The sequence below is a fragment of the Streptomyces xylophagus genome (assembly GCF_000716435.1).
GTDB classification, from domain to species: Bacteria; Actinomycetota; Actinomycetes; order Streptomycetales; family Streptomycetaceae; genus Streptomyces; species Streptomyces xylophagus.
This window is the reverse complement of the sequence record NZ_JNWO01000002.1, coordinates 625,507-644,429: the sequence shown is the minus strand read 5'-3', so window position 1 is coordinate 644,429 and position 18,923 is coordinate 625,507. Positions and strand designations below refer to the sequence as shown.

Sequence of the window (18,923 nt, the reverse complement as noted above, 5' to 3'; positions counted from 1 at the left end):
TGCGCCTCCGAGAGCGCGCAGATCAGGGCGATCAAGGCCCGAACACCCCACCCCCGCACGGCTCTTGGGCCAGCACGCAGCGCCGTAGACTATACGAACTGGACGGTTTTTTAACGGGTGGACAGTCCATGCGCAACGAAAGAGGTCGGGACATGCCAGAACCCAAGCAGGACCGGGCGATCCGCACCCGCCACACCATCCTTGCCGCAGCGGCCAGTGTCTTCGAGGAGCGCGGCTACCAGGCTGCCACCATCAGCGAGATCCTCGCCGCCGCCAACGTCACCAAGGGCGCCCTCTACTTCCACTTCAAGTCGAAGGAAGAACTCGCCCAGGGCGTCCTCGCCGGACAGGATCAAGACCTCGCCGTCCCCGACCGCCCCTGCAAGACCCAGGAGCTCGTCGACACGAGCATGCTGCACGCCTACCGCCTCCAGACCGACCCCATGGTCCGCGCCGGTGTGCGCCTCACCCTGGATCAATGCGCCGACGGTCTCGACCGCGCCTGCCCCTTCCACCGCTGGATCAACATCGTCACCGACCTTCTCGACAAGGCTCAGAAACAAGGCGAACTCCTGCCTCACGTCACCCCCGCCGAAACGGCCGAAGTCCTCGTCGGCGCCATCGCCGGTGTCCAGGCGATGTCCCAAGCCACCACCGCCTACCAGAACCTCCCCCACGCCATCTCCGTCCTTCTCCGCCACACCCTCCCCTCCGTCGTCCACTCCTCCGTCCTCACCTCCCTCGACCTCACCCCTTCGCGCGGCCACACCGTCCACACCGAGATGCAGATCCCCACGCAGCAGGACACAGCAGAACGGGCAGCAGCGACAGTCAACTGACTGTGGCCGCAACCCCGTTGCGAGGCTCGAAGAGATGTCTGTGTGAACGCTCAGGCCGTTGACCGCCGGGCGCGAAGAGTGAACCGCCGTTCCGCCGCACCTCTGTGCGCTCTTCGCGGGGTGCCTGTCGCGCAGGACGATGCTCAAGCCACCACGAGCGGTGAGCGCGGATGCGCGTGTGCCGGTGATCGGCCGTGGGCCGGTGTGGGGGCTGGTCGTAGACGACACGAGCAAGGAGCGGAAATTGGCTGTGGTGATGTTCATGCGCTGGGCCGGTGTGACCCCCGAGCAGTACGACACCGTGCGGGACTCCGTGGGCTGGGAGGAGACCGCGCCTGCCGGTGGTCAGGTCCATGTGGCGTGGTTCGACACCCAGGGACTCAACGTGACCGACGTCTGGGACTCGGAGCAGGCCTTCCAGACCTTCTTCGCCGAACGGCTGGCTCCCGCGGTCGAGAAGGCGGGCATCACCGGCGAACCCGAGAGCGAGTTCTGCCCACTCCACAGGCGTTTCGTCTCCCCCGGCGTCGTCGGCGCCGCGTGAACCGGTAGTCGGCTTCCGAGCGGCTGCTCCGGCAGGGGCCTGACGTAGGGATGCGGGCATCGGGCGATGCGGGTGCTTCGTCCGATGTCCGCGAGCCGAGGAGGCGGTGTCCCGAACTCGCCTGCTGTCTACGGGTGTTGCGCACGGTCCTACGCCATGTTCCCGCCGGAGGAACCGGGTTCGGGACGGGCTCCGGTGAGCTCGGGCTCCAGGCCCTCGCTCAACCCGGCGCGTCCACGGCCCGCGTCGGTGCGCCAGGCCTCGAAAGCCCAGGTGGTGAGGGCGACGACGGCGAGGCCCAGGAGCCAGCCGCCCACGACATCGCTGAACCAGTGCACACCGAGCGCGATCCGGGTGAAGCCGACGCCGAGTACGGACACGATCGCGGCGCACCAGCACAGCGCCCGCAGCGCGCGCGGCACCATGGGCAGCAGGACCAGCAGGAAGATGGCGAACGAGGTGGTCGCCGTCATCGCGTGTCCCGAGGGGAAGGAGAATCCCGGTGCGTGTGCGACCGGGTCCTCCAGGGACGGTCTGGCCCGCTCGACCACGATTTTGACCAGCAGCCCGATCAGTCCCCCAGCCGTGGCCGTCACGGCGGACCAGGCGGCCAGGCGCCAGGCCCGGCGGTACAACAGCCATACGGTCAGCAGCGCCACGGCCGTCCGCAGGGTGACCGGGTCCCACACCCGATCGGACAGGAACCTCAACGTGCTTGTCCACTCCGGGTGTTGGAGGGCGGCCTCGTTCAACCGCCGTGCCGCGCCCGCGTCGAGACGGCGCAGCGGCTGCCAGTGTCCCTCGACCAGGACGAGCAGCAGGCCGAAGGGGACGGCGGCTACCGTGGCGACCATGGCGGAAGCGAGCAGGTGGATGCCGAATCTGCGGTCGGCCGTCCGGCGACGGAGGTCACGAAGGCGCTGGGCCGTGGCGCGGACCACTCTTCACACTCCCGGGTCGGCGGTGATCGGACCCGGTCGCCGCGCCCGTGCGGCCTCCAACTGCGCGGCGAAGGAGAGGCCCAGGAAGAGGGCGATGGAGGTCAGGTACGCCCAGAGCAACAGGGACATGAAGGCGCTGAGCGGGCCGTAGACGGTGTCGAAGGAGCCGCTGATGTCCAGGTACAGGCTCAGTAGCCAGGTCAGGGCCGTCCACAGGACGAGGTAGACGGCGGCGCCGAAGGCCAGCCAGGTGTAGCCGGGCTGTCGGCGTCGGGGGGAGCGGCGGAAGATCGCGCTGGCCGAGAGGAGGGCGAGCAGCAGGCCGAAGGGCCGGCGGAGGATCTCGCAGGCGGTTCTGGCGTCGCCGTCGAGGTGGTACACCGTCGCCGCCGCTGCGGCCAGGTCGCCGCCGGCCACCATCACGATGAACCCGAGGCCCAGCGGGATGCCGGCGCTGAGGGACATCACGAGTCCGCGCAGGTACTTCTGGTGGAAGGGGCGGTCGCGCTCGTTGCCGTAGATCCGGTTGGCGCCGCGTTCGATCTGGCACATCGCGGTGGTGACGTTGACCAGGGAGAAGAGCAGGCCGAACCAGAGGGCGATCTGGTCACCGTCGCCCGCGCTGTGGCGGCTGCGGGTCAGTGCGTCGTCGACGACGCCGGCGCTGGGGCCCTGCGCGATGCGGTGGATGGTCAGTTCGGCGAGTCTGCCGATGTTCTCCGTGTGCAGCGCGGTGGAGAGCCCGACGAAGGCGATGGCCAGCGGGATCACCGCCAGCACGGTCTGGAGGGCGAGCGCGCGGGAGTGGCTGAAGCCGTCGGCGTAGCGGAAGCGGACGAAGGAGTCGCGGACCAGCGGCCAGCGGCCGTAGCGGCGCAGTGACGCCAGTGCCTCGTCGGCCGTGAGGTCGTCGCCGGTCATGTCGCGGGTCTCGGGGACCTTGGTGGCGGTGCCCATTCACTTCTCCCGGGTGGGCAGCAGGACGGTCAGCGCGCCGGGCCTGACCTCGGCGGTGAGGCGTCGGCCGTGGGAGACCGGGTCGCCGTCGAGTTCGCGCGACTGCGGTACGGCGAAGGTGAGTTCGGCCCGCCGGAAGGTGAAGAACTCCACCGGTACTGCCTTCTTCCCGGTGCGGGTGTCCACGGTCGCGGGCCGCGTGGTGCGCCTGCGGCCGCGTATCAGGACGCCCAGGGCGCGTAGCCAGCCGCCGGGGCCTCGCGGGTCGAGGATGAGCAGATCGAGCAGCCCGTCGTCGGGGCGGGCCGCCGGGACGAGGGTGAGACCTCCTTGTACGGTGCCGACGTTGGCGAGGAGCACCATGCGGGCCGTGCGGTGCAGGACGGGCGCGTCGTCGAGCAGAACCGTCAGTCGCATCCGGGGTGTGCGCAGGGTGCCGAAGGTGGCGAGCAGATAGGCGGGCCAGCCGACGGCGGACTTGGCGCGGTCATCGGTGTGTTCCAGCATCGCTGCGTCGAGCCCGGCCCCGGACATCGCGGCGAAGTGGGTGGCGGTGAGGCCGTCGCCCTCGATGCGACCGAGGTCGAGGCGGTGCGGGGTGCCGGACAGTGCGGCGTCGAGCGCGGTGGCGGGGGTGAGGGGCAGGCCGAGGTTGCGGGCGAGCAGGTTGCCGGTGCCGCAGGGCACCACGACGAGCGGTACGCCGGTGCCGGCCAGGGCGTCGGCGGCCGCCCTGATGGTTCCGTCGCCGCCGCAGACCACGACCAGTGTCGCTCCGTCACGGACCGCGCCGACCGTCTGTCCTGTGCCGGGGTCGTCGGCGGTGGTCTCGATGAACTTCGGTGCGCAGTGGCCGTGTTGTGCGAGGATCCGCCGCAGTTTCTCGCGGTCGGCTTCGCCGGTCACGGTGGGGTTGAAGATCACGGCGGTGCTGCCGGGCTCGCGCTCCTCGACCTCGTCGGTGTGCCCCGTGCGCGGCGCGGGGACGGCGGCCACGGACCCGTCGGTGAACAGCGCACGGCCGACGATCAGCAGGGACAGGGCACCGTTGGCCATTCCGCCGATCACGTCCGTGGGGTGGTGCATGCCCCGGTAGAGGCGGGAGACGCCGACGATCAGCGGCACGAGGAACAGCAGGCCGGCCAGCGGCCACCGCCACGGCCTGCGGACCCGGGATAGCACGAGCACCGCGAGTCCGGCGTAGAGCGCGGTGGCCGCGCCGGTGTGGCCGGAGGTGTAGCTGGACGTGGGCGGGGACGCGTCGAGGCGGTGCACGTGCGGGCGGGCGCGGTCCACCGACTCGGTGATGGCCAGGAACACCAGGGCCTGGAGGGAGACGGCGACGGCGAGGAAGACCGCCTGACGCCACATCGGCAGCCGGGGCAGGAGCAGCAGGGCCACGCAGCTCAGCAGGGTGATCGCGATCACCGTGAGGGTGTTGCCCGCCTCCGAGCCGAGGTACGACAGGGTGGTGAGCGTGCCGGTACGGATCCGTACGAGGCCCTCGTTGACGTGGTCCTCGACCGTCAGCGGCCACACGGTGCGGGCCGGGCCCGTGATCAGGAGCCCGAAGCCCACCATCAGGGCGGCCTGACAGACGGTCAGTACGCCGATGCGCGCCGCGGTGGTGCCGGTACCGCGGGGCAGCACGGGCGAGCGGCCGGGCCGGACCACCTCGGGTTCTTCCCCGGTCGCTCCAACTGCTCTGTCCGGCACGGCGGTCGGCATCGGGGCTCCCACGGGTCGGCGCCTCGCGGCGGTCCACGGCCGGGTGGCGTTCGCACCCGATCCATCGCCGTCTGCCCCCGAAGCGGACGCGCAGACACCCCCTCACGTGGGAATCCATGAGCCAACGCCCCATGCGTGCACGGAAGGTGCCGATGGGGCGTCGATCGACGGCCCGGGGGCCGACGTCGCGTGAAGCGGATCCGCGGCCCCTGGATCCATCAGCCGCACCGTCACAAACCAGCCAGGCTCCGTCTCTTCACAGCGAACCCATGAGTAGCCCGTGTCGCAGCTGTTACTTTCCCCTTCAAGATCCTCCGGATCTCCCGTGCCTCCCCGCTCACACATCCCCCACCGAGGTCGCCATGCCCAACTCCCCCTCCACCGACCGTACGAGCGGACGTCACCGCAGGAGCAGAGCGATCAACCCGGCGCTCCTCCGCGCCGCCGTCATCGCGGTGACCGCCCCCGTCGCCGGGACGATCCTGTTCGGCACGTCCGCCTTCGCCGCCGACCAGACGGTCGCCAAGGCCGCCGCCGCGACGCTCGATCCCGCCGAGCAGAAGATCGCGGACAACCTCGACACCCGCATCCAGGACACCCGTCTGGGCACCACACTCAGCGGTGTCGTCATCGACGCCGAGACCAACAAGGTCGTGTGGGGCCATGACGCGACCACCGCGCTGATGCCCGCGTCCAACACCAAACTCGCCACCTCGACCGCCGCGTTGACGGTCCTCGGCCCCGACCACCGCTTCACCACGAAGGTCGTCTACGACGCCGGCACCCTCACCCTGGTCGGCGGCGGGGACCGCACCCTGACCTCCGCCGACCTCACCGCGATGGCCAAGACCGCCGTCGCGGGGCTGCAGAGCGCGGGTCTGACCTCGGTGAAGGTGCAGGTCGACGACAGTCTCTTTCCCGCGCCCACGCTCGCGGTCGGCTGGAACGACGGCTACTACCCCGACTCCATCGCCCCGGTACGGGCACTGGTGGTCGACGGCCGCCACGTCACGGACACGTCCCTGGACGCCGGTCAGACCTTCGCCAGGCTCCTCACCCAGCAGGGCGTCACCGTCACCGGGAGCGTCGCCCACGGCATCGCCGGCACCACGGCGGTCCCCGTGGCTCAGCACGACTCCGCCACGCTGTCAGTCATCGTGGAGCACATGCTCAAGGTGAGTGACAACGATATCGCCGAGACACTGCTGCGGACCACGGCGCTCGCCGCCGGCCGCCCGGCCACCTTCGAGGACGGCACGGCGGTCGTACGGCAGGTACTCACCCAATACGGCGTGTCCCTGGCCAACTTCGAGATCCACGACGGCAGCGGACTGTCCCGCTCCAACCGCATCCCGGCACAGACCATCGCCGACATCCTCGACCTGGCCGACGACCCAGCCAACAGCCCGACCCTGAAGTACATCGTGGACGGGTTGCCCGTCGCGGGCGAGGCGGGTTCGACGCTGGGCCCCGAGTGGGGCCGGTTCGACACCGCGGACTCCCAGTGCGCCGTCGGAAAGGTCAGCGCCAAGACGGGCACCCTGACGGGCGCGATCGCACTGAGCGGGCTGACGAAGGCCGGGGACGGAGCCTGGAAGATCTTCTCCTTCATCGAGAACAACTCCACCGCCGATCCGGCCGCCACCAAGGACGCCCTCGACGGCCTCGCGGCCACGGTCAACGGCTGCTGGGCGTAGGACGCGGCGAGCCCTGAGCGCCAGAACCTACGCTTCACCGTTCTGGCGTACTGCGGTCAATTCGGGGACTCCGCACGGTCGGTGACGCGGGTGCGGACGATCGGGGTGAGGTGGCGGCCCGGCGCAGACGCGACAGCATCAGGGCTACGGCCAGCAGGCCCGCGCAGACGCAGGAAGCCAGCGCGTACGCGGCTCTCGGGCCGCTGCCCCCGGGTGCGCCGGAGGTGGAGTGCAGATAGACCGCAGACACGGCGCTGAGGCAGACGGCCGCCGCGATGCGCTGGGCCATCTGCAGGATGCCGCCGCCCACCCCGGCGGCTTCCGCCGGGGCGTGTTGCAGCACCTGGGTCTGGTTGGGTGAGACCGCGAGCCCTCCGGCCACGCCGGAGAGCAACTGCGTGGCCGCGAACGCGATCGGCAGTCCCCCGGTCGGTACGAAGAGCGCGGCCACCGCCCCGGCCAGGGCGGCACAGACGCCAAGGCTCAGGCCGACGGTCACTGTGCGCAGCCCGATTCGTCGCGTCAGCCGCCAGGCGAGTGCCGAGGAGACACCCATCGCGACGGCCGAGGGAAGCGCGATCGCCGCCGTGAGGAGAGCGGAGAGCCCGAGCCCGTCCTGGAGGAAGACGGTGAGCACGAGGGACGCGGCGAGCGAGGACCCGAACTGGGCCATGGCCACCGCCGTCCCCAGCACGTAGGGCTTCGACGACGTGAGCGCCGGATGCACCAGGGGCGCGCGTCCCCTCCGGGCACGTAGGCGCTGATGCACCGTGAAGGCGCAGGCCAGGGCGCATACCCCGGCCGCCCACAGAAGTGCCTCTCCCCCGCTGTCCGGTGTGCGGATGAAGGGCACCATCAGCGTCAGCGCGCATCCGCAGGCAAGGGCGAGGCCGAGGACGTCCAGCCGGGAGTCGCGGGCGGTGCGCTGTGGCGGTGGCAGCCAGCGGACGGCGAGGGCCAGGGTCACCACGGCGCACGGTGCGCTCAACAGTAGGCAGTACCGCCAGCCCGCCCCGGGACCGAGTCCTGCGACGAGCGCTCCGCCGAGCGGCGGGCCGAGTGCCGTGGCCACACCGGACGTCACCGCGTAGAGACCCAGCGCACGGCCTCGGTCCAACCCGTGGAAGACGTCTTGAATGGTGCCGATCACCTGGGAGTTGACGAGCCCCGCCGCGGCGCCCTGCACCAGCCGCGCGCCGATCACGGTTCCCGGCCCGGCGCCGGTCGCGGCCGCCACTCCCGCCAGGAGGAAGACGGCCACCCCTGTGACGAAGAGCCACTTGCGGCCGTGCAGGTCTCCGAGGCTTCCCCCGGGTACGAGGGCCAGTCCGAAGGCCAGGGAGTAACCGGCCACGATCCATTGGATGTCCGCCGCGCCGGCCCCGAGCGAGTGACGCATGCTCGGGATCGCGATGTTCAGAACTGCCTGGTCCAGCAGGGTCGTTGCCCCTGCGGCCATGCACACCAGCAGTACGCGCCGAGCGGCGCGGTCCTCTCCCGGGAGCATTCAGGCGTACCGCTCCGTGAAGCCCGCTTCCCGCTCCGCGCCACTGACCTTGCCGTGGGCGCGCTCCCCGTCGAGTCCGCCGGTCACTGCGGCGGCGTGCACCTGCCGAGTCGCGAACTCCCGTCCGTCGTAAGGGCGTTGAATGCTCATCGGGCCTTCTCCCGCTTCGCCAGGACATCGGACCACCAGCGTTCGGCGACCCTCGGGTGCGAGCGGAGCCAGCCGATCACGGCGTTCTCGCCGAAGGCGGCCGGCAGGGGGTTGTCCGGGTCGTCGGTGACTCCGCGGCTGCGGGCGGCGAGCTCCGGCGGCAGTCGGAGGGATTTGACGACCGCGTCGAGGCGCGGGCCGAGGAAGAACGGGACGGAGTAGCGGTCCACCCCCGCCCGCGGGCTGACCACCCGGTGTCGCGTGGCCTTGAGATAGCCCTGGGTGGCGATCTCCAGCATCTCGCCGATGTTGAACACGAAGGCGTCCGCCACGGGTACGGCGTCGATCCAGCCCCCGTCCTCGCGCTGGACCTGGAGTCCGCCCACCTCGTCCTGCTGCACCAACGCGAGATAGCCGTAGTCCTTGTGTGCGCCCACTCCCTGCTCGGCGTCCTCGGCCGGGCGCGGCGGATAGTGCACGATCTTCACGTGCACGGCCGCCTCGTCGTCGAACCACTCGTCGAAGTAGCGCTCGTCCTGCCCGAGCGCGGCCGCGAGGGCACGCAGGACCTCGCGGCTCACCCTCAGTGCCTCCGCCTGCCAGCGCAGCACGATGTCCCTCAACTCCGGTAGCGCGGAGGGCCATTGGTTGGGGCCGATGAGCCGGAGGTAGTCAGGGTCCTCCGGTCCGGTGTCGACCGCTTCCCGTTCCGGGCCGATGTCGATCTGTTCGCGCCAGTCGGCGCCACCCGCCGTGTACTCGGTTCCGGTGCGCGTATACCCGCGGAACTGGGGCGAGTTGAGGTTCTCGATCTCCAGTCGCTGTTCCTCCGGAAGGACGAAGAAGGCGCGGGCCGCGTCCAGAATCTCGTCCCGGACTGATGCGGGAACGTCGTGTCCGGTGACGTAGAAGAACCCCACTTCGTGGGCTGCGGACCGGAGTTCGGCCAGGAAGGCGTCACGGTCGGTGCCGGGATCGCGGAAGCGGGAGATGTCGATGACGGGGAGGGCGGTGGGCTGTGCCATGGGATTCCTTCGCGGCGGCAACGGGCCCGGACACGGCGGTACACGCGCCAACGCCCGTACGGGGACGGTCGATTGACGGCTGAGCGGTGGGGTGCGCCGAGAGCGAGCCGGATGAGGGAGGGGCGGCGAGATCGCGGTCGTTGCGCGAAGGTCAACGACAGATCTGGTCGAACTGGTCGGCGCGGCGGCTCACCCAGAAGGGGTCGAGCAGCACCGTGTGTGCCTGGCCAGTGGTCTCCATGAGCGGATCAAAGCACACGCGTGCAGGTGCGTCCACAGAGCGTTCCGACGGATGAGACGACGACCGGGGCGACGAGTCCCCGGCGCCAACGCACCGACCTCGCGGGACGCGGGCAGCTCGCCGGAACTGTCGTGCACGGAGACGTGCAGACAGTGGTCGTCACCCTTCCTCAACCACTGGGCGCCGCCGTGGACGTCGGTCACCGGGCGGGTGTACTCAGCGGTGGCCGCGCAGTCTGTCCAACAGACGCCGGGCCTGGGCCCGGCGGCGCGGGTCGGCAGCGGCTCGGCGCACTTGTTCGGCTGCGCGTCGCCCCTGAGGGCTCCTGGCGAACTGCTTGATGCGCTCCACTACGCCCGACATGACGCTCCTCTCTTCAAAGCACCGTGCTCATCGCTGTCTCGGCTACCCCCGCCACGTCGGCTCAGCCCTGTCACCTCGTACCCGCGGGGTGGCCGTATCGGCGCAGGGCGACCAAGTCACCCTGGCGCAGCGGACGTTGGCCGCTTCCTCAACGGCATCCGCGCACCGGACGAGACCGACACCTCCGCCTCGCAGCCCGGCGCACGATCCCGCCAGGGATGTGTCAGGAGATGGCCCGGAGCCGCCCGAGGGACCGGCGGCGGAGTTCGCCGAGGGCCTCGGCCGTGCTGTCGTCCGCAGGGAGCAGGACAACCAACTGCTGGGCGTCCGAGGAGAGTTCGAGTGCCTCGCGGAGCAGGTGGGGCTCGTACCCGGACGGGTGGTTGAGGCGGAGCGTCCCACGTCGTGGAACCACGTGCCGGTCCAGGCGGCGGGTGAAGTCGGGGCCGGCGACGCGGGCGAGTTCCGTGGTGAACCACTCGGAGTTCCCCGCGGTCGGACCGAGCCACAGGTCGAAGGCCTGCTCGTCGGCGACGTCGTCCCAGTCGGTGAAGAACTTCCGTGCGCGGGGGTCGGTGAAGACGTAGCGCGTCAGATTCGGTGTCTCGGCGTCGAGCAGGCCGGTTCCTCGCGTCAGCTATTGGTAGCCGCTGGTGTGGGCGAGGACGTCGGCAAGCGCGTTCACCATCGCCACCGAAGGATTGCGGTCACGGCCCTGTTCTATACGGGTCCGGTATTCGACGCTGATGCGGCCCGCGCGGCGAGATCGGAGCGCCGCAGACCCGGTGACCGGCGGCGGCCGCGATCGGGCAGTCCCCACGATTGGGGCTGGATACTGTCTCGCTTGGTCCGGATGAAATCCCCCAACGGCGAACCCATGCCGCGAGCATAGGGCGCTGCCCGCTGATCGCGGAGTGCGCAGCGTGGCTCTGCGGGGGCCAGCCTGAGCACGGTCTGGTTGGGAGCACGGTGCTGTCCGATCGTGGTGGCTATGGAGAACGCACATCAGCTCCTGATCATCATCGGAAGCACACGCGACGGACGGTTCGGCCCGGTTGTGGCGTCGTGGATCGCCGAACAGGCCGGTCTGCACGGTGTTTTCGATGTGCGGGTCGTTGATCTGGCCGAGTTCGACATCCCGTTGGCGCTGCCTGCGGCTTCGCCGGAGCACGCTCGCTACGACTACCCTCGCCCGGCCGGGATGGCGGCGCTGACGTCGGCCCTGACTAGCGCCGACGCTTTCATCGTGGTCACGCCGGAGTACAACCACAGCTATCCCGCGTCGTTGAAAGCGGCCATCGACTGGCATTTCACACAGTGGACGGCCAAGCCGGTCGCCTTCGTCAGCTACGGGGGTGCCGCGGGCGGCCGACACGCGGTACTGCACCTGGAGAACGTGCTGGCCGAACTTCACGCGGTGACGATTCGCGACGGTCTCGCCTTCCCGAACTACTTCACGGCGAACTGGCGGAGTTGATTGTTCGAATTGCCAGCTATTCCCGGTGATCGGTGCCTTCACCGGCGCCCTGACGAATCCGCTCACCTTTCTGCTGGGCCGCTCCGACTCCACCGGCACCCTGGGCTTCGTCAAAGTGCAACCTCGACCGCCTTGTCCGGTTCTGTGGCGCGCTGTCTGCCCACGTGAATGAGTCAGGCACGGGATTCCAAGATCATGTAGGCCCCTACCCCACATGACCGTTTGGGAACACCGTGCCTGCTGCGCAATCATCGTCGATCCCGCCTGCCCTTGACCAGCTACGTGATCAATCGACGGTTCAGCCGAAGGAGCATCCCGGCCTGCTGGAACGTCTCGCTGAGGTACGCGATCCGCTCGCGCGTCGCGGAGTACGGCATGCCCTGGTCTACGTGCCGGCCCTGGCCGCCATGGGCCTACTGGCCGGTGCCACCTCGCTGCCGGCGATCAGTGAATGGGCAGCGGGCGCCGGTCGGTGGAAGTGCCGAAAATGCCCATTTGTCGAAGAGGAGGAATTCCTTTGACCATCCGACAGTGCGACGGAAATGCATTCTGAAACGGAAGCTTTTGGTGCGTACGATGGTTAATGGGCAATCCGGGAAGGCTATGTGCTGGTTTGCGCTGGGCTGGATGCGAGTTAGCCACGTCGCGTTGGTCAAGCGCTGGAAAAGCACGGGATAAGAATTGGTGGTGGACGTGGGAAAACGCAGGCCGCCTGGATTGGCCGTGTCGGCCGTGGTGCATGAGTGCTTCTCGGGGGCCCGCATGGTGCGCGTCCCACAGGGGGGACGGCGTGAGCCGGTATCGATGGCCCAGTGCGGCCATGGCTGGAATAGCGGGTTCGGTGGCGGTCGCGGTGATGGCGGTGGGCATTCCGCCCGCGGCTGCCGCACCTGGCGAAGCCGCCGCAGTGGTCAAGGCGACGGAGGGCGGCAGCGCGCAGGCGGCCGTGACCGGGGCTCCGGCGGGCGACGTGATCGTCAACGGCTATGGCGACAGCACGGGTTACCACCTGGCCGTGGGCACCGGGGCCGGTGGGTATGCCTGGCGTGAGGTCGCCGTCGTACGGCCGGGCGACATCGACGATTCGTCGTGGACCGGGTACCAGTGCGTGTCCGGCGATGGACGGTACATCGCGGTCACCGTGCTGCCCGCGATGGCGGTGAACCAGGTGGCGGCACGCGACCACGGTGCGTTCGCGTACTCCGTGGATCTGCGGACCGGCACTGTCAGGCCGGTCGCCGAGGGCGTGGGCCTGAAGTACCACTCGCCGGGCTGCGGCCTCGGCGACATCGCCGAGTTCACCGTGAACCCCGGGGACAACGAGCAGCGCACCCAGGTGCTCTCCGTCGACCTGCGGTCGGCGAAGGTGACGGCCTCCGCGAACGTCGCCGGCCAGATCACCTCGGTCGTTCCGACCGCCGCCGGTCCCGTGGGTGTGCGTGGCGGCGCGCTGGTACGTATCCCGGTCGCCGCGAAGGGCTCAAGTGCCCCGCCGGTGAAGCTCGCCGACACCGGCGGCCAGGCGTACGACCTGCGGCCCGAGGCCGGCGGCGGGGTCGACTTCGCGGTCCGGGCCACCGGCGGCAAGACATCGCTGCTGCGCCGCGAGCGCCAGGGCAAGGTCACCACGATCGGCCAGGGCCCCTCGTCCGCACTCCAGTTGATGCAGGGCCGGGGCGGACACGCCAATGCCGTCGGCGCGACCGGTGTCGCCAAGGGCTCCGGCGTCCGGACCGTTTCTACGAAGGGCCTTCCGAACGGCGCGCAGGCGGTCTCCCTCGACGGCGCTGCCGCGCTCGGTGCGGGACCGAAGACCAAGGCCAACGCGCCACTGGTGCTGGGCACCAGGAAGCACACCCTGATCAAGCGCGCCGCCGCGCCCGCGGCCAGCACCCCGGTGACGACACTCCCGGGCCCGGTCACGTCGACCGGAACCGTAAAGCCGGCGGCCGGGCCGCAGACCACGCAGAAGCAGGCATCCGGACCGCTCACCAAAACCGCCACCGAGAACGCCGTCACGCCCGCCACGTCCCAGCAGCTCACCGCGGCCGCCGCCGTCTCCCCGAAGTGCGCGGTGGACCGGCTCGCCGAGGACAAGCAGGTGATGCAGCCGTCGGCGAACCAGGTCTCCTGGGCGATCGAGATGGCCGAGCAGGGCCTGCTTTCCGGCACGGCCTATCAGCGGCCGGCGAACTACGCGAACATGGGCCTGGTCGCGTACGCCCCCAACACCGACTTCGCGCGGGTGGCGCTGAGCCACCCGTCGTCCGGCACCTGGGACTCGGTGCCGCGTTCGGTGTACGAGGCGATCGTGGCGCAGGAGTCCAACTACAGCCAGGCGTCGTGGCATGCGCTGCCCGGCATCTCGGGCGGCTCCCTGGTCGGTGACTACTACGGCGCCGGCGGCTCCGTCTCGCAGATGGACTACACGAAGGCCGACTGCGGTTACGGCCTCGGCCAGATCACCACGGGCATGTCGGCCGGTGACACCACCTACTCGGTGCACGGGCAGTGGAAGATCGCCGTGGACTACCAGGAGAACCTGGCGGCCGGGCTGCAGATCCTGGAGCGGACCTGGAACCAGCTCTACGCCGCGGGAATCCTGGTCAACGGCGGTGACCCGAAGTACCTGGAGAACTGGTACTTCGCGGCCTGGGCGTACAACTCCGGCATTCAGCCGACCGCCGCGTTCGGCAACACCACCGGCTGCACGCCGAGCCCGACCTGCACCGGTCCGGACGGGACCTGGGGCCTGGGCTGGGCCAACAACCCGGCCAACCCCGACTACCCGCCGACCCGTGCGCCCTATCTGAAGACCTCCTACGCCGATGCCTCGCACCCGGCCGACTGGCCTTACCAGGAACGGATCATGGGCTGGATGGGCCAGCCGATCCTGCGCTTCAACACCGCCTCGTACACCACTCCGGACTACCACGGCGGCAAGACCTGGCTGCAGATCCCGGCGCCGACCACCTTCTGCACCACCGCCGGTGACCAGTGCGACCCCAGCGGTGCCACCCCGAAGCTGTGCACCCTGTCGGACTCCGAGTGCTGGTGGCACGGGGCGGCCACCTACATCTCCGACTGCTCCACCACCTGCGCCACCAGCGCGTACACCGTCGGTTCCGGATCCGGTGAGCCGGCGGTGCAGAAGCCGCACCCGCACCCGCCGTCCTGCTCCCTCGACACCGCCCACGTCCATGACGAGGGCAGCGGTTCGCCGATCATCGTCGACGAGTCGCAGAGCCAGCCACCGCTGAACCTGGTCGGCTGCGGATCGTCCAACTGGTCGCAGAACGGCACCTTTACGTACTCCTACGGCACCGACGCGTCCGGCAACCCGGTCGGCGCCATCGACACCCACCAGCTCGGCGTCGGCTTCGGCGGGCATGTGCTGTTCACGCACACCGAGACCGGCTCGACCCCGGCGGAGATCAACACTGGTACCTGGACGCCGACTCTCCCCAAGCTCCAGTACTACAAGATCAAGCTGCACTTCCCGTCCACCGCCGCGTCCGCGACCAACGTCGTCTACACGATCAATCCCGGCGGCGGGGTGAGCCCCTGGAAGATCCGGGTGAACCAGGACTGGGGCTCCGAGGAGTGGGTGACCATCGGCACCTTCGCGATGGAGAACGGCGGCACCGTCAAGCTCACCAACAAGAGCGACATCTCGGGCTCGGGCAACATCAACTACGCGGACTACGACGTGGCGTACGACGCCGTCGCGTTCATCCCGGAGGGCGGCACCCCCGGTCATCCGATCGGCGGCCCGCCGGGCGTGAAGGACGCGCCCAAGGGCTCCAACCCCGCCTGGGTCCAGTGCGGTTGCGCCAAGCGGACGGCCGGTGACCCGGTCGACACCAGCACCGGGTACTTCGGCGACAGCTACACCGACCTGTCAACGCCGGGCCGCGGCATGCCGCTTGACTTCACCCGCTCCTACGCGGAATCGGTCGCCGACCCCAGCGGCCCCAACGGCTCACTCGCCGTCAACGGCCCCTTCGGCTACGGCTGGACGTACTCCTACAACCTGTCCGCGAGCACGTACGCCACCAGCGGTGATGTGACGGTCACTCAGGAGGACGGCTCCCAGGTCACCTTCACCAACGCATCGGGCACCTACACCCCGACCGCCCCGCGCTACGACGCCACGCTGACCAAGTCCGGCTCCGCGTACACCTTCACCCGCACCTCGAAGAACGTCTTCACCTTCGACACCGCCACCGGCCGGCTCACCTCCGAGACCGACCTGGTCGGGAGCAAGGCCAGCCCGGCGTATGCGACGAAGCTCGCCTACGACGACTCCGGCCATCTGTCGACGGTCACCGACCCGGGCGGCCGGGTCTACACGCTGACCTGGACCGGAAGCCACATCACCGGCCTGAAGGACGCCGCCGGACGGCAGGTGACCTACGCCTACAACACGGCAGGCGACCTCACCGACGTCTACGGCGTCGGCACCACCCGCACCCCGGCGCTCAAGGACGACGACCACACCGTCTACACCTACACCGCCGACCACCTGATGGCGTCGGTGCGCACACCCGCGCAGTACGGCTCCACCGCGACCCCGACACCGGTGACGTCGATGACCTACGACAGTTCCGAGCGGGTACTGACCCAGACCGACCCGACGGGCAAGACCACCGCCTTCACCTACGGGCCCGACACCGGCGCCGGACTGGTCGCGGGGCAGACCCAGGTCACCGACCCCGCCGGCCACCGGACGATCGACACCTACGCCGACGGCCTGCTGACGTCGGAGACCAAGGGCGCGGGCACAGCGGACACCGGCACCTGGACGTACACCTACGACCCGGTCACCCTCGGCGTCACCTCCGTCAGCGACCCCGACGGCAACCTGCAGACGTTCTCCTACGACGACCACGGCAACAAGAACTCCGAGAGCGACGCCCGCGGATTCACCACCAGTTACCTCTACGACGACAGCGACAACCTGACCCGGACCATCGACCCGTCCGGCCTGCAGACCGTCTACGGCTACGACGAGTCCGGCCACATCGCGGCCGGCGGCACCGGATACGGCCTGCTCACCAGCGTCACCAAGAAGCCGGTGAACGAGGACTCGACCACCGCGGCCCGTACCGTGAACGTCTACTACGACGACACCGCGCACCCCGGCGACTCCACGCGGACGGTCGACGCCCGCGGCAACACCGGCCTCAACACCTATGACGCCGCCGGTGACATCACCAGCAGCACCAACACGGCCAACGAGAAGACCAGTTACGGCTACGACCTCGGACGCGGCCTGCTCACCACCCTGGTCACCCCGATCGGCAACGCCGCAGACACCACCACCAGTTGCACCCCGCCCGCCAAGGGCTGCACCACCTACGCGTACGACGCGTGGGGCAACATCACCAAAACCACCGACGCGCTCGGCCACAGCGCCTCCGCGAGCTACGACGCCGACGGCGACAAGACCTCCGCCACCGACGGCAACAGCCGTACCACCGCCTACGGTTACGACGCCGCCGACCGGCAGACCAGCGTCACCCAGGCCGACGGAACCACGACGCAGACCGTCTACAACGGCGACGACACCGTCCAGAAGACCGTCGACGGAGCCCACGCGCCCACCACCTACAGCTACGACAACCAGGGCCGGCAGACCTCGGTCACGGATCCGGACAGCCGGGTCAGCACGGCAGGTTACGACCCGGCGGGCAATCTGCTGACCGTCACCGACCCCGACAACCGGGTCACCACCTACACCTACGACCCGGGCTCCAACCCGGTCTCGGTGGACTACTCCGACCCGGCCACCCCCGACGTCACCTCGATCGAGTACAGCCCGTCCGGCAACCTGACATCGATGACCGACGGCACCGGCACCAGCACGCTCACCTACGACTCGTTCGGCGACGTGCTCAGCCACACCAACGGCGCCGGCGCGACCACGGGCTACGTCTACGACCAGAACGGCAATGCCACCTCGGTCGTCTACCCGGGAGCCGGCACCGTCACCCGGACCTTCGACAAGGCCAACCGGCTGTCCGGACTGACCGACTGGAACGGCAAAGCCACCACCTTCGGCTACGGCGCCGACGGCCAGTGGACCTCCACCGCCTACCCCAACGGCACCACCGCCACCACCGGTCTGGACGACGCCGACCACCCGGCATCCGACACCCTCACCAAGGGCACCACCACCCTCGCCTCGCTGGTCTACACCCGGGACAACGCCGGACAGCTCAGCGGTGAGACCCCCACCGGAGTGCCGGGCAGCGCCCAGACCTACGGCTACACCGCGCTCGAACAGCTCAAGACGGCCACCGCCGGGAGCACCACCACCGGCTTCGCCTACGACGCCGCCGAAAACCCGGTCCAGGTCGGCACCGCCAACCAGGTGTTCGACCCGGCCGGCCGGCTGTGCTGGAGCAGCACCGCCGCTCTCGCGTCCGGCGCCGCCTGCGCGAGCCCGGCCACCGGCTCGACCACGTACTCCTACGACAACGAGGGCGACCGGACCGGCCGGGTCACCCCGTCCGCCACCACCACCTACGCCTACGACCAGGCCGCCCGGCTGACGGCCGTCGGCGGCAGCGCCACCGCGAGCTACCGGTACGACGGGAACGGACTGCGCGCGGCCAAGACCGTCGGTGCCGTCACCACCAACTTCACCTGGGACGACGAGGATGTCCCGGACCTGCTGTCGGACGGCACCACCAGTTATCTCTACGGCCCCGGCGGCACCCCGGTCGAGCAGATCGGCGGCACCACCCAGTGGTACTTCCACGACCAACTCGGCTCCACCCGCGCGCTGGCCGACTCCACCGGCGCGATCACCGGCTCCTACGCCTACACCCCGTACGGCGAGGTCTCCTCGCACACCGGGACGGCCGCGACGCCGCTGGAGTACGCCGGTCAGTACACGGACGCCGAGACCGGTCTGCAGTACCTCCGGGCCCGCTACTACGACCCGGCCACAGCCGAGTTCATCACCGTCGACCCCGCGGTACGCAGCACACTCCGCGCCTACCGCTACACGGCCGGCAATCCGCTCAACCAGGTCGACCCGACCGGTCAGTTCTGGGGATTCGTGGCCGCGGCCGTCGGTGAGGTCGCCGCGGCGGTCAGCCTGCCCGAGGTCATCGTCGTGCTCGTGGTCGCGGTGGTCGTGGTCGCCGCGATCTACTACACCGCGTCGGCCATCAACGACCGGGTCGACAGCTGGCAGGACTCGTACGGCAACTCGACCTCGTGGGACGACAGCCCCTACGTCGCGCAGAGCAAGGGCGGCCAGCAGAACAAGAGCGCGAAGCAGTTCACCGCAGCGGAGCTGGAAGCGCTGAAGGCCGAGAAGGAAGGCAGGCCCTGCGACCAGTCGATCCTCAAGGCGGCCAAGCAGAAGGTGAAGTACAACCAGAAGGTGAACGAGCAGACCCGCAACGCCCAGAAGCGCAAGAGCAAGTAGCTCCGCGCAC

At 69.7% G+C, this 18,923-nt stretch carries 11 protein-coding genes and 2 pseudogenes; 6 read left to right on the top strand and 7 right to left on the bottom strand.

Annotated elements, in window-relative coordinates:
- Positions 1 to 152: 152 nt before the first annotated feature.
- Together OO70_RS06320 and OO70_RS06315 are read left to right on the top strand one after the other, a co-directional pair.
- Positions 153 to 839: a ScbR family autoregulator-binding transcription factor gene (locus OO70_RS06320; protein WP_043665040.1), complete on the top strand. Its 687-nt coding sequence runs from the start codon at positions 153 to 155 to the stop codon at positions 837 to 839.
- A 250-nt stretch (positions 840 to 1,089) separates the two neighbouring features.
- Positions 1,090 to 1,383 (top strand): hypothetical protein, encoded by a 294-nt coding sequence (locus OO70_RS06315; protein ID WP_078651265.1) that lies wholly within the window; start codon positions 1,090 to 1,092, stop codon positions 1,381 to 1,383.
- A gap of 149 nt (positions 1,384 to 1,532) precedes the next feature.
- On the opposite strand, the gene OO70_RS06310 is transcribed toward OO70_RS06315, so the two are convergent.
- Genes OO70_RS06310 through OO70_RS06300 form a run of 3 tightly spaced genes read right to left on the bottom strand, consistent with a single transcriptional unit; the run spans position 1,533 to position 5,009 of the window.
- A complete protein-coding gene (locus OO70_RS06310; protein ID WP_043665038.1) occupies positions 1,533 to 2,324 on the bottom strand; it encodes a phosphatase PAP2 family protein in 792 nt (263 codons plus the stop codon).
- A 3-nt stretch (positions 2,325 to 2,327) separates the two neighbouring features.
- A complete protein-coding gene (locus OO70_RS06305; RefSeq protein ID WP_043665035.1) occupies positions 2,328 to 3,281 on the bottom strand; it encodes a YihY/virulence factor BrkB family protein in 954 nt (317 codons plus the stop codon).
- Entirely contained in the window at positions 3,282 to 5,009 is a 1,728-nt protein-coding gene (locus tag OO70_RS06300) for a diacylglycerol kinase family protein (protein ID WP_043665031.1), read from the bottom strand.
- Between the two features lie 362 nt (positions 5,010 to 5,371).
- Here OO70_RS06300 and dacB point away from each other — a divergent pair, with 362 nt between their 5' ends.
- Positions 5,372 to 6,706 carry a D-alanyl-D-alanine carboxypeptidase/D-alanyl-D-alanine endopeptidase gene (dacB, locus tag OO70_RS06295; RefSeq protein ID WP_043665028.1) on the top strand — a complete coding sequence of 445 codons (1,335 nt, stop codon included), beginning with the start codon at positions 5,372 to 5,374 and terminating at the stop codon, positions 6,704 to 6,706.
- A 34-nt stretch (positions 6,707 to 6,740) separates the two neighbouring features.
- Here the strand turns inward: dacB and OO70_RS06290 are convergent, their stop codons facing one another.
- From OO70_RS06290 to OO70_RS06280, 4 genes and pseudogenes are all read right to left on the bottom strand, one after another.
- Positions 6,741 to 8,165: an MFS transporter gene (locus OO70_RS06290; protein WP_234336751.1), complete on the bottom strand. Its 1,425-nt coding sequence runs from the start codon at positions 8,163 to 8,165 to the stop codon at positions 6,741 to 6,743.
- Between the two features lie 48 nt (positions 8,166 to 8,213).
- On the bottom strand, positions 8,214 to 8,363 hold the full coding sequence (locus tag OO70_RS54425; protein ID WP_158711413.1) for a hypothetical protein: 150 nt from the start codon (positions 8,361 to 8,363) through the stop codon (positions 8,214 to 8,216).
- Positions 8,360 to 9,388 carry an isopenicillin N synthase family dioxygenase gene (locus OO70_RS06285; protein WP_043665022.1) on the bottom strand — a complete coding sequence of 343 codons (1,029 nt, stop codon included), beginning with the start codon at positions 9,386 to 9,388 and terminating at the stop codon, positions 8,360 to 8,362. Before OO70_RS06285 ends, OO70_RS54425 begins: the two co-directional genes overlap by 4 nt.
- Before the next feature lie 827 nt (positions 9,389 to 10,215).
- A pseudogene (locus OO70_RS06280) lies at positions 10,216 to 10,871 on the bottom strand (helix-turn-helix domain-containing protein).
- Positions 10,872 to 10,983: 112 nt separating this feature from the next.
- On the opposite strand from OO70_RS06280, the pseudogene OO70_RS06275 reads away from it, so the two are divergent.
- From OO70_RS06275 to OO70_RS56600, 3 genes and pseudogenes are all read left to right on the top strand, one after another.
- Positions 10,984 to 11,454 (top strand): annotated as a pseudogene (locus tag OO70_RS06275) (NADPH-dependent FMN reductase); the annotation flags it as partial.
- Between the two features lie 248 nt (positions 11,455 to 11,702).
- A complete protein-coding gene (locus tag OO70_RS53625; protein ID WP_106971619.1) occupies positions 11,703 to 11,990 on the top strand; it encodes a transposase family protein in 288 nt (95 codons plus the stop codon).
- Positions 11,991 to 12,289: 299 nt separating this feature from the next.
- A complete protein-coding gene (locus tag OO70_RS56600) occupies positions 12,290 to 18,913 on the top strand; it encodes an RHS repeat-associated core domain-containing protein (protein WP_267881207.1) in 6,624 nt (2,207 codons plus the stop codon).
- Positions 18,914 to 18,923 lie beyond the last annotated feature (10 nt).

Bases quoted from the DNA above. Each gene is read 5' to 3' on its own strand.
- OO70_RS56600 (WP_267881207.1), top strand. From the start codon at position 12,290: ATGGCTGGAATAGCGGGTTCGGTGGCGGTCGCGGTGATGGCGGTGGGC.
- OO70_RS06285 (WP_043665022.1), bottom strand. From the start codon at position 9,388: ATGGCACAGCCCACCGCCCTCCCCGTCATCGACATCTCCCGCTTCCGC.
- OO70_RS06305 (WP_043665035.1), bottom strand. From the start codon at position 3,281: ATGGGCACCGCCACCAAGGTCCCCGAGACCCGCGACATGACCGGCGAC.
- dacB (WP_043665028.1), top strand. From the start codon at position 5,372: ATGCCCAACTCCCCCTCCACCGACCGTACGAGCGGACGTCACCGCAGG.
- OO70_RS06300 (WP_043665031.1), bottom strand. From the start codon at position 5,009: ATGCCGACCGCCGTGCCGGACAGAGCAGTTGGAGCGACCGGGGAAGAA.
- OO70_RS54425 (WP_158711413.1), bottom strand. From the start codon at position 8,363: ATGAGCATTCAACGCCCTTACGACGGACGGGAGTTCGCGACTCGGCAG.
- OO70_RS06320 (WP_043665040.1), top strand. From the start codon at position 153: ATGCCAGAACCCAAGCAGGACCGGGCGATCCGCACCCGCCACACCATC.
- OO70_RS06290 (WP_234336751.1), bottom strand. From the start codon at position 8,165: ATGGCCGCAGGGGCAACGACCCTGCTGGACCAGGCAGTTCTGAACATC.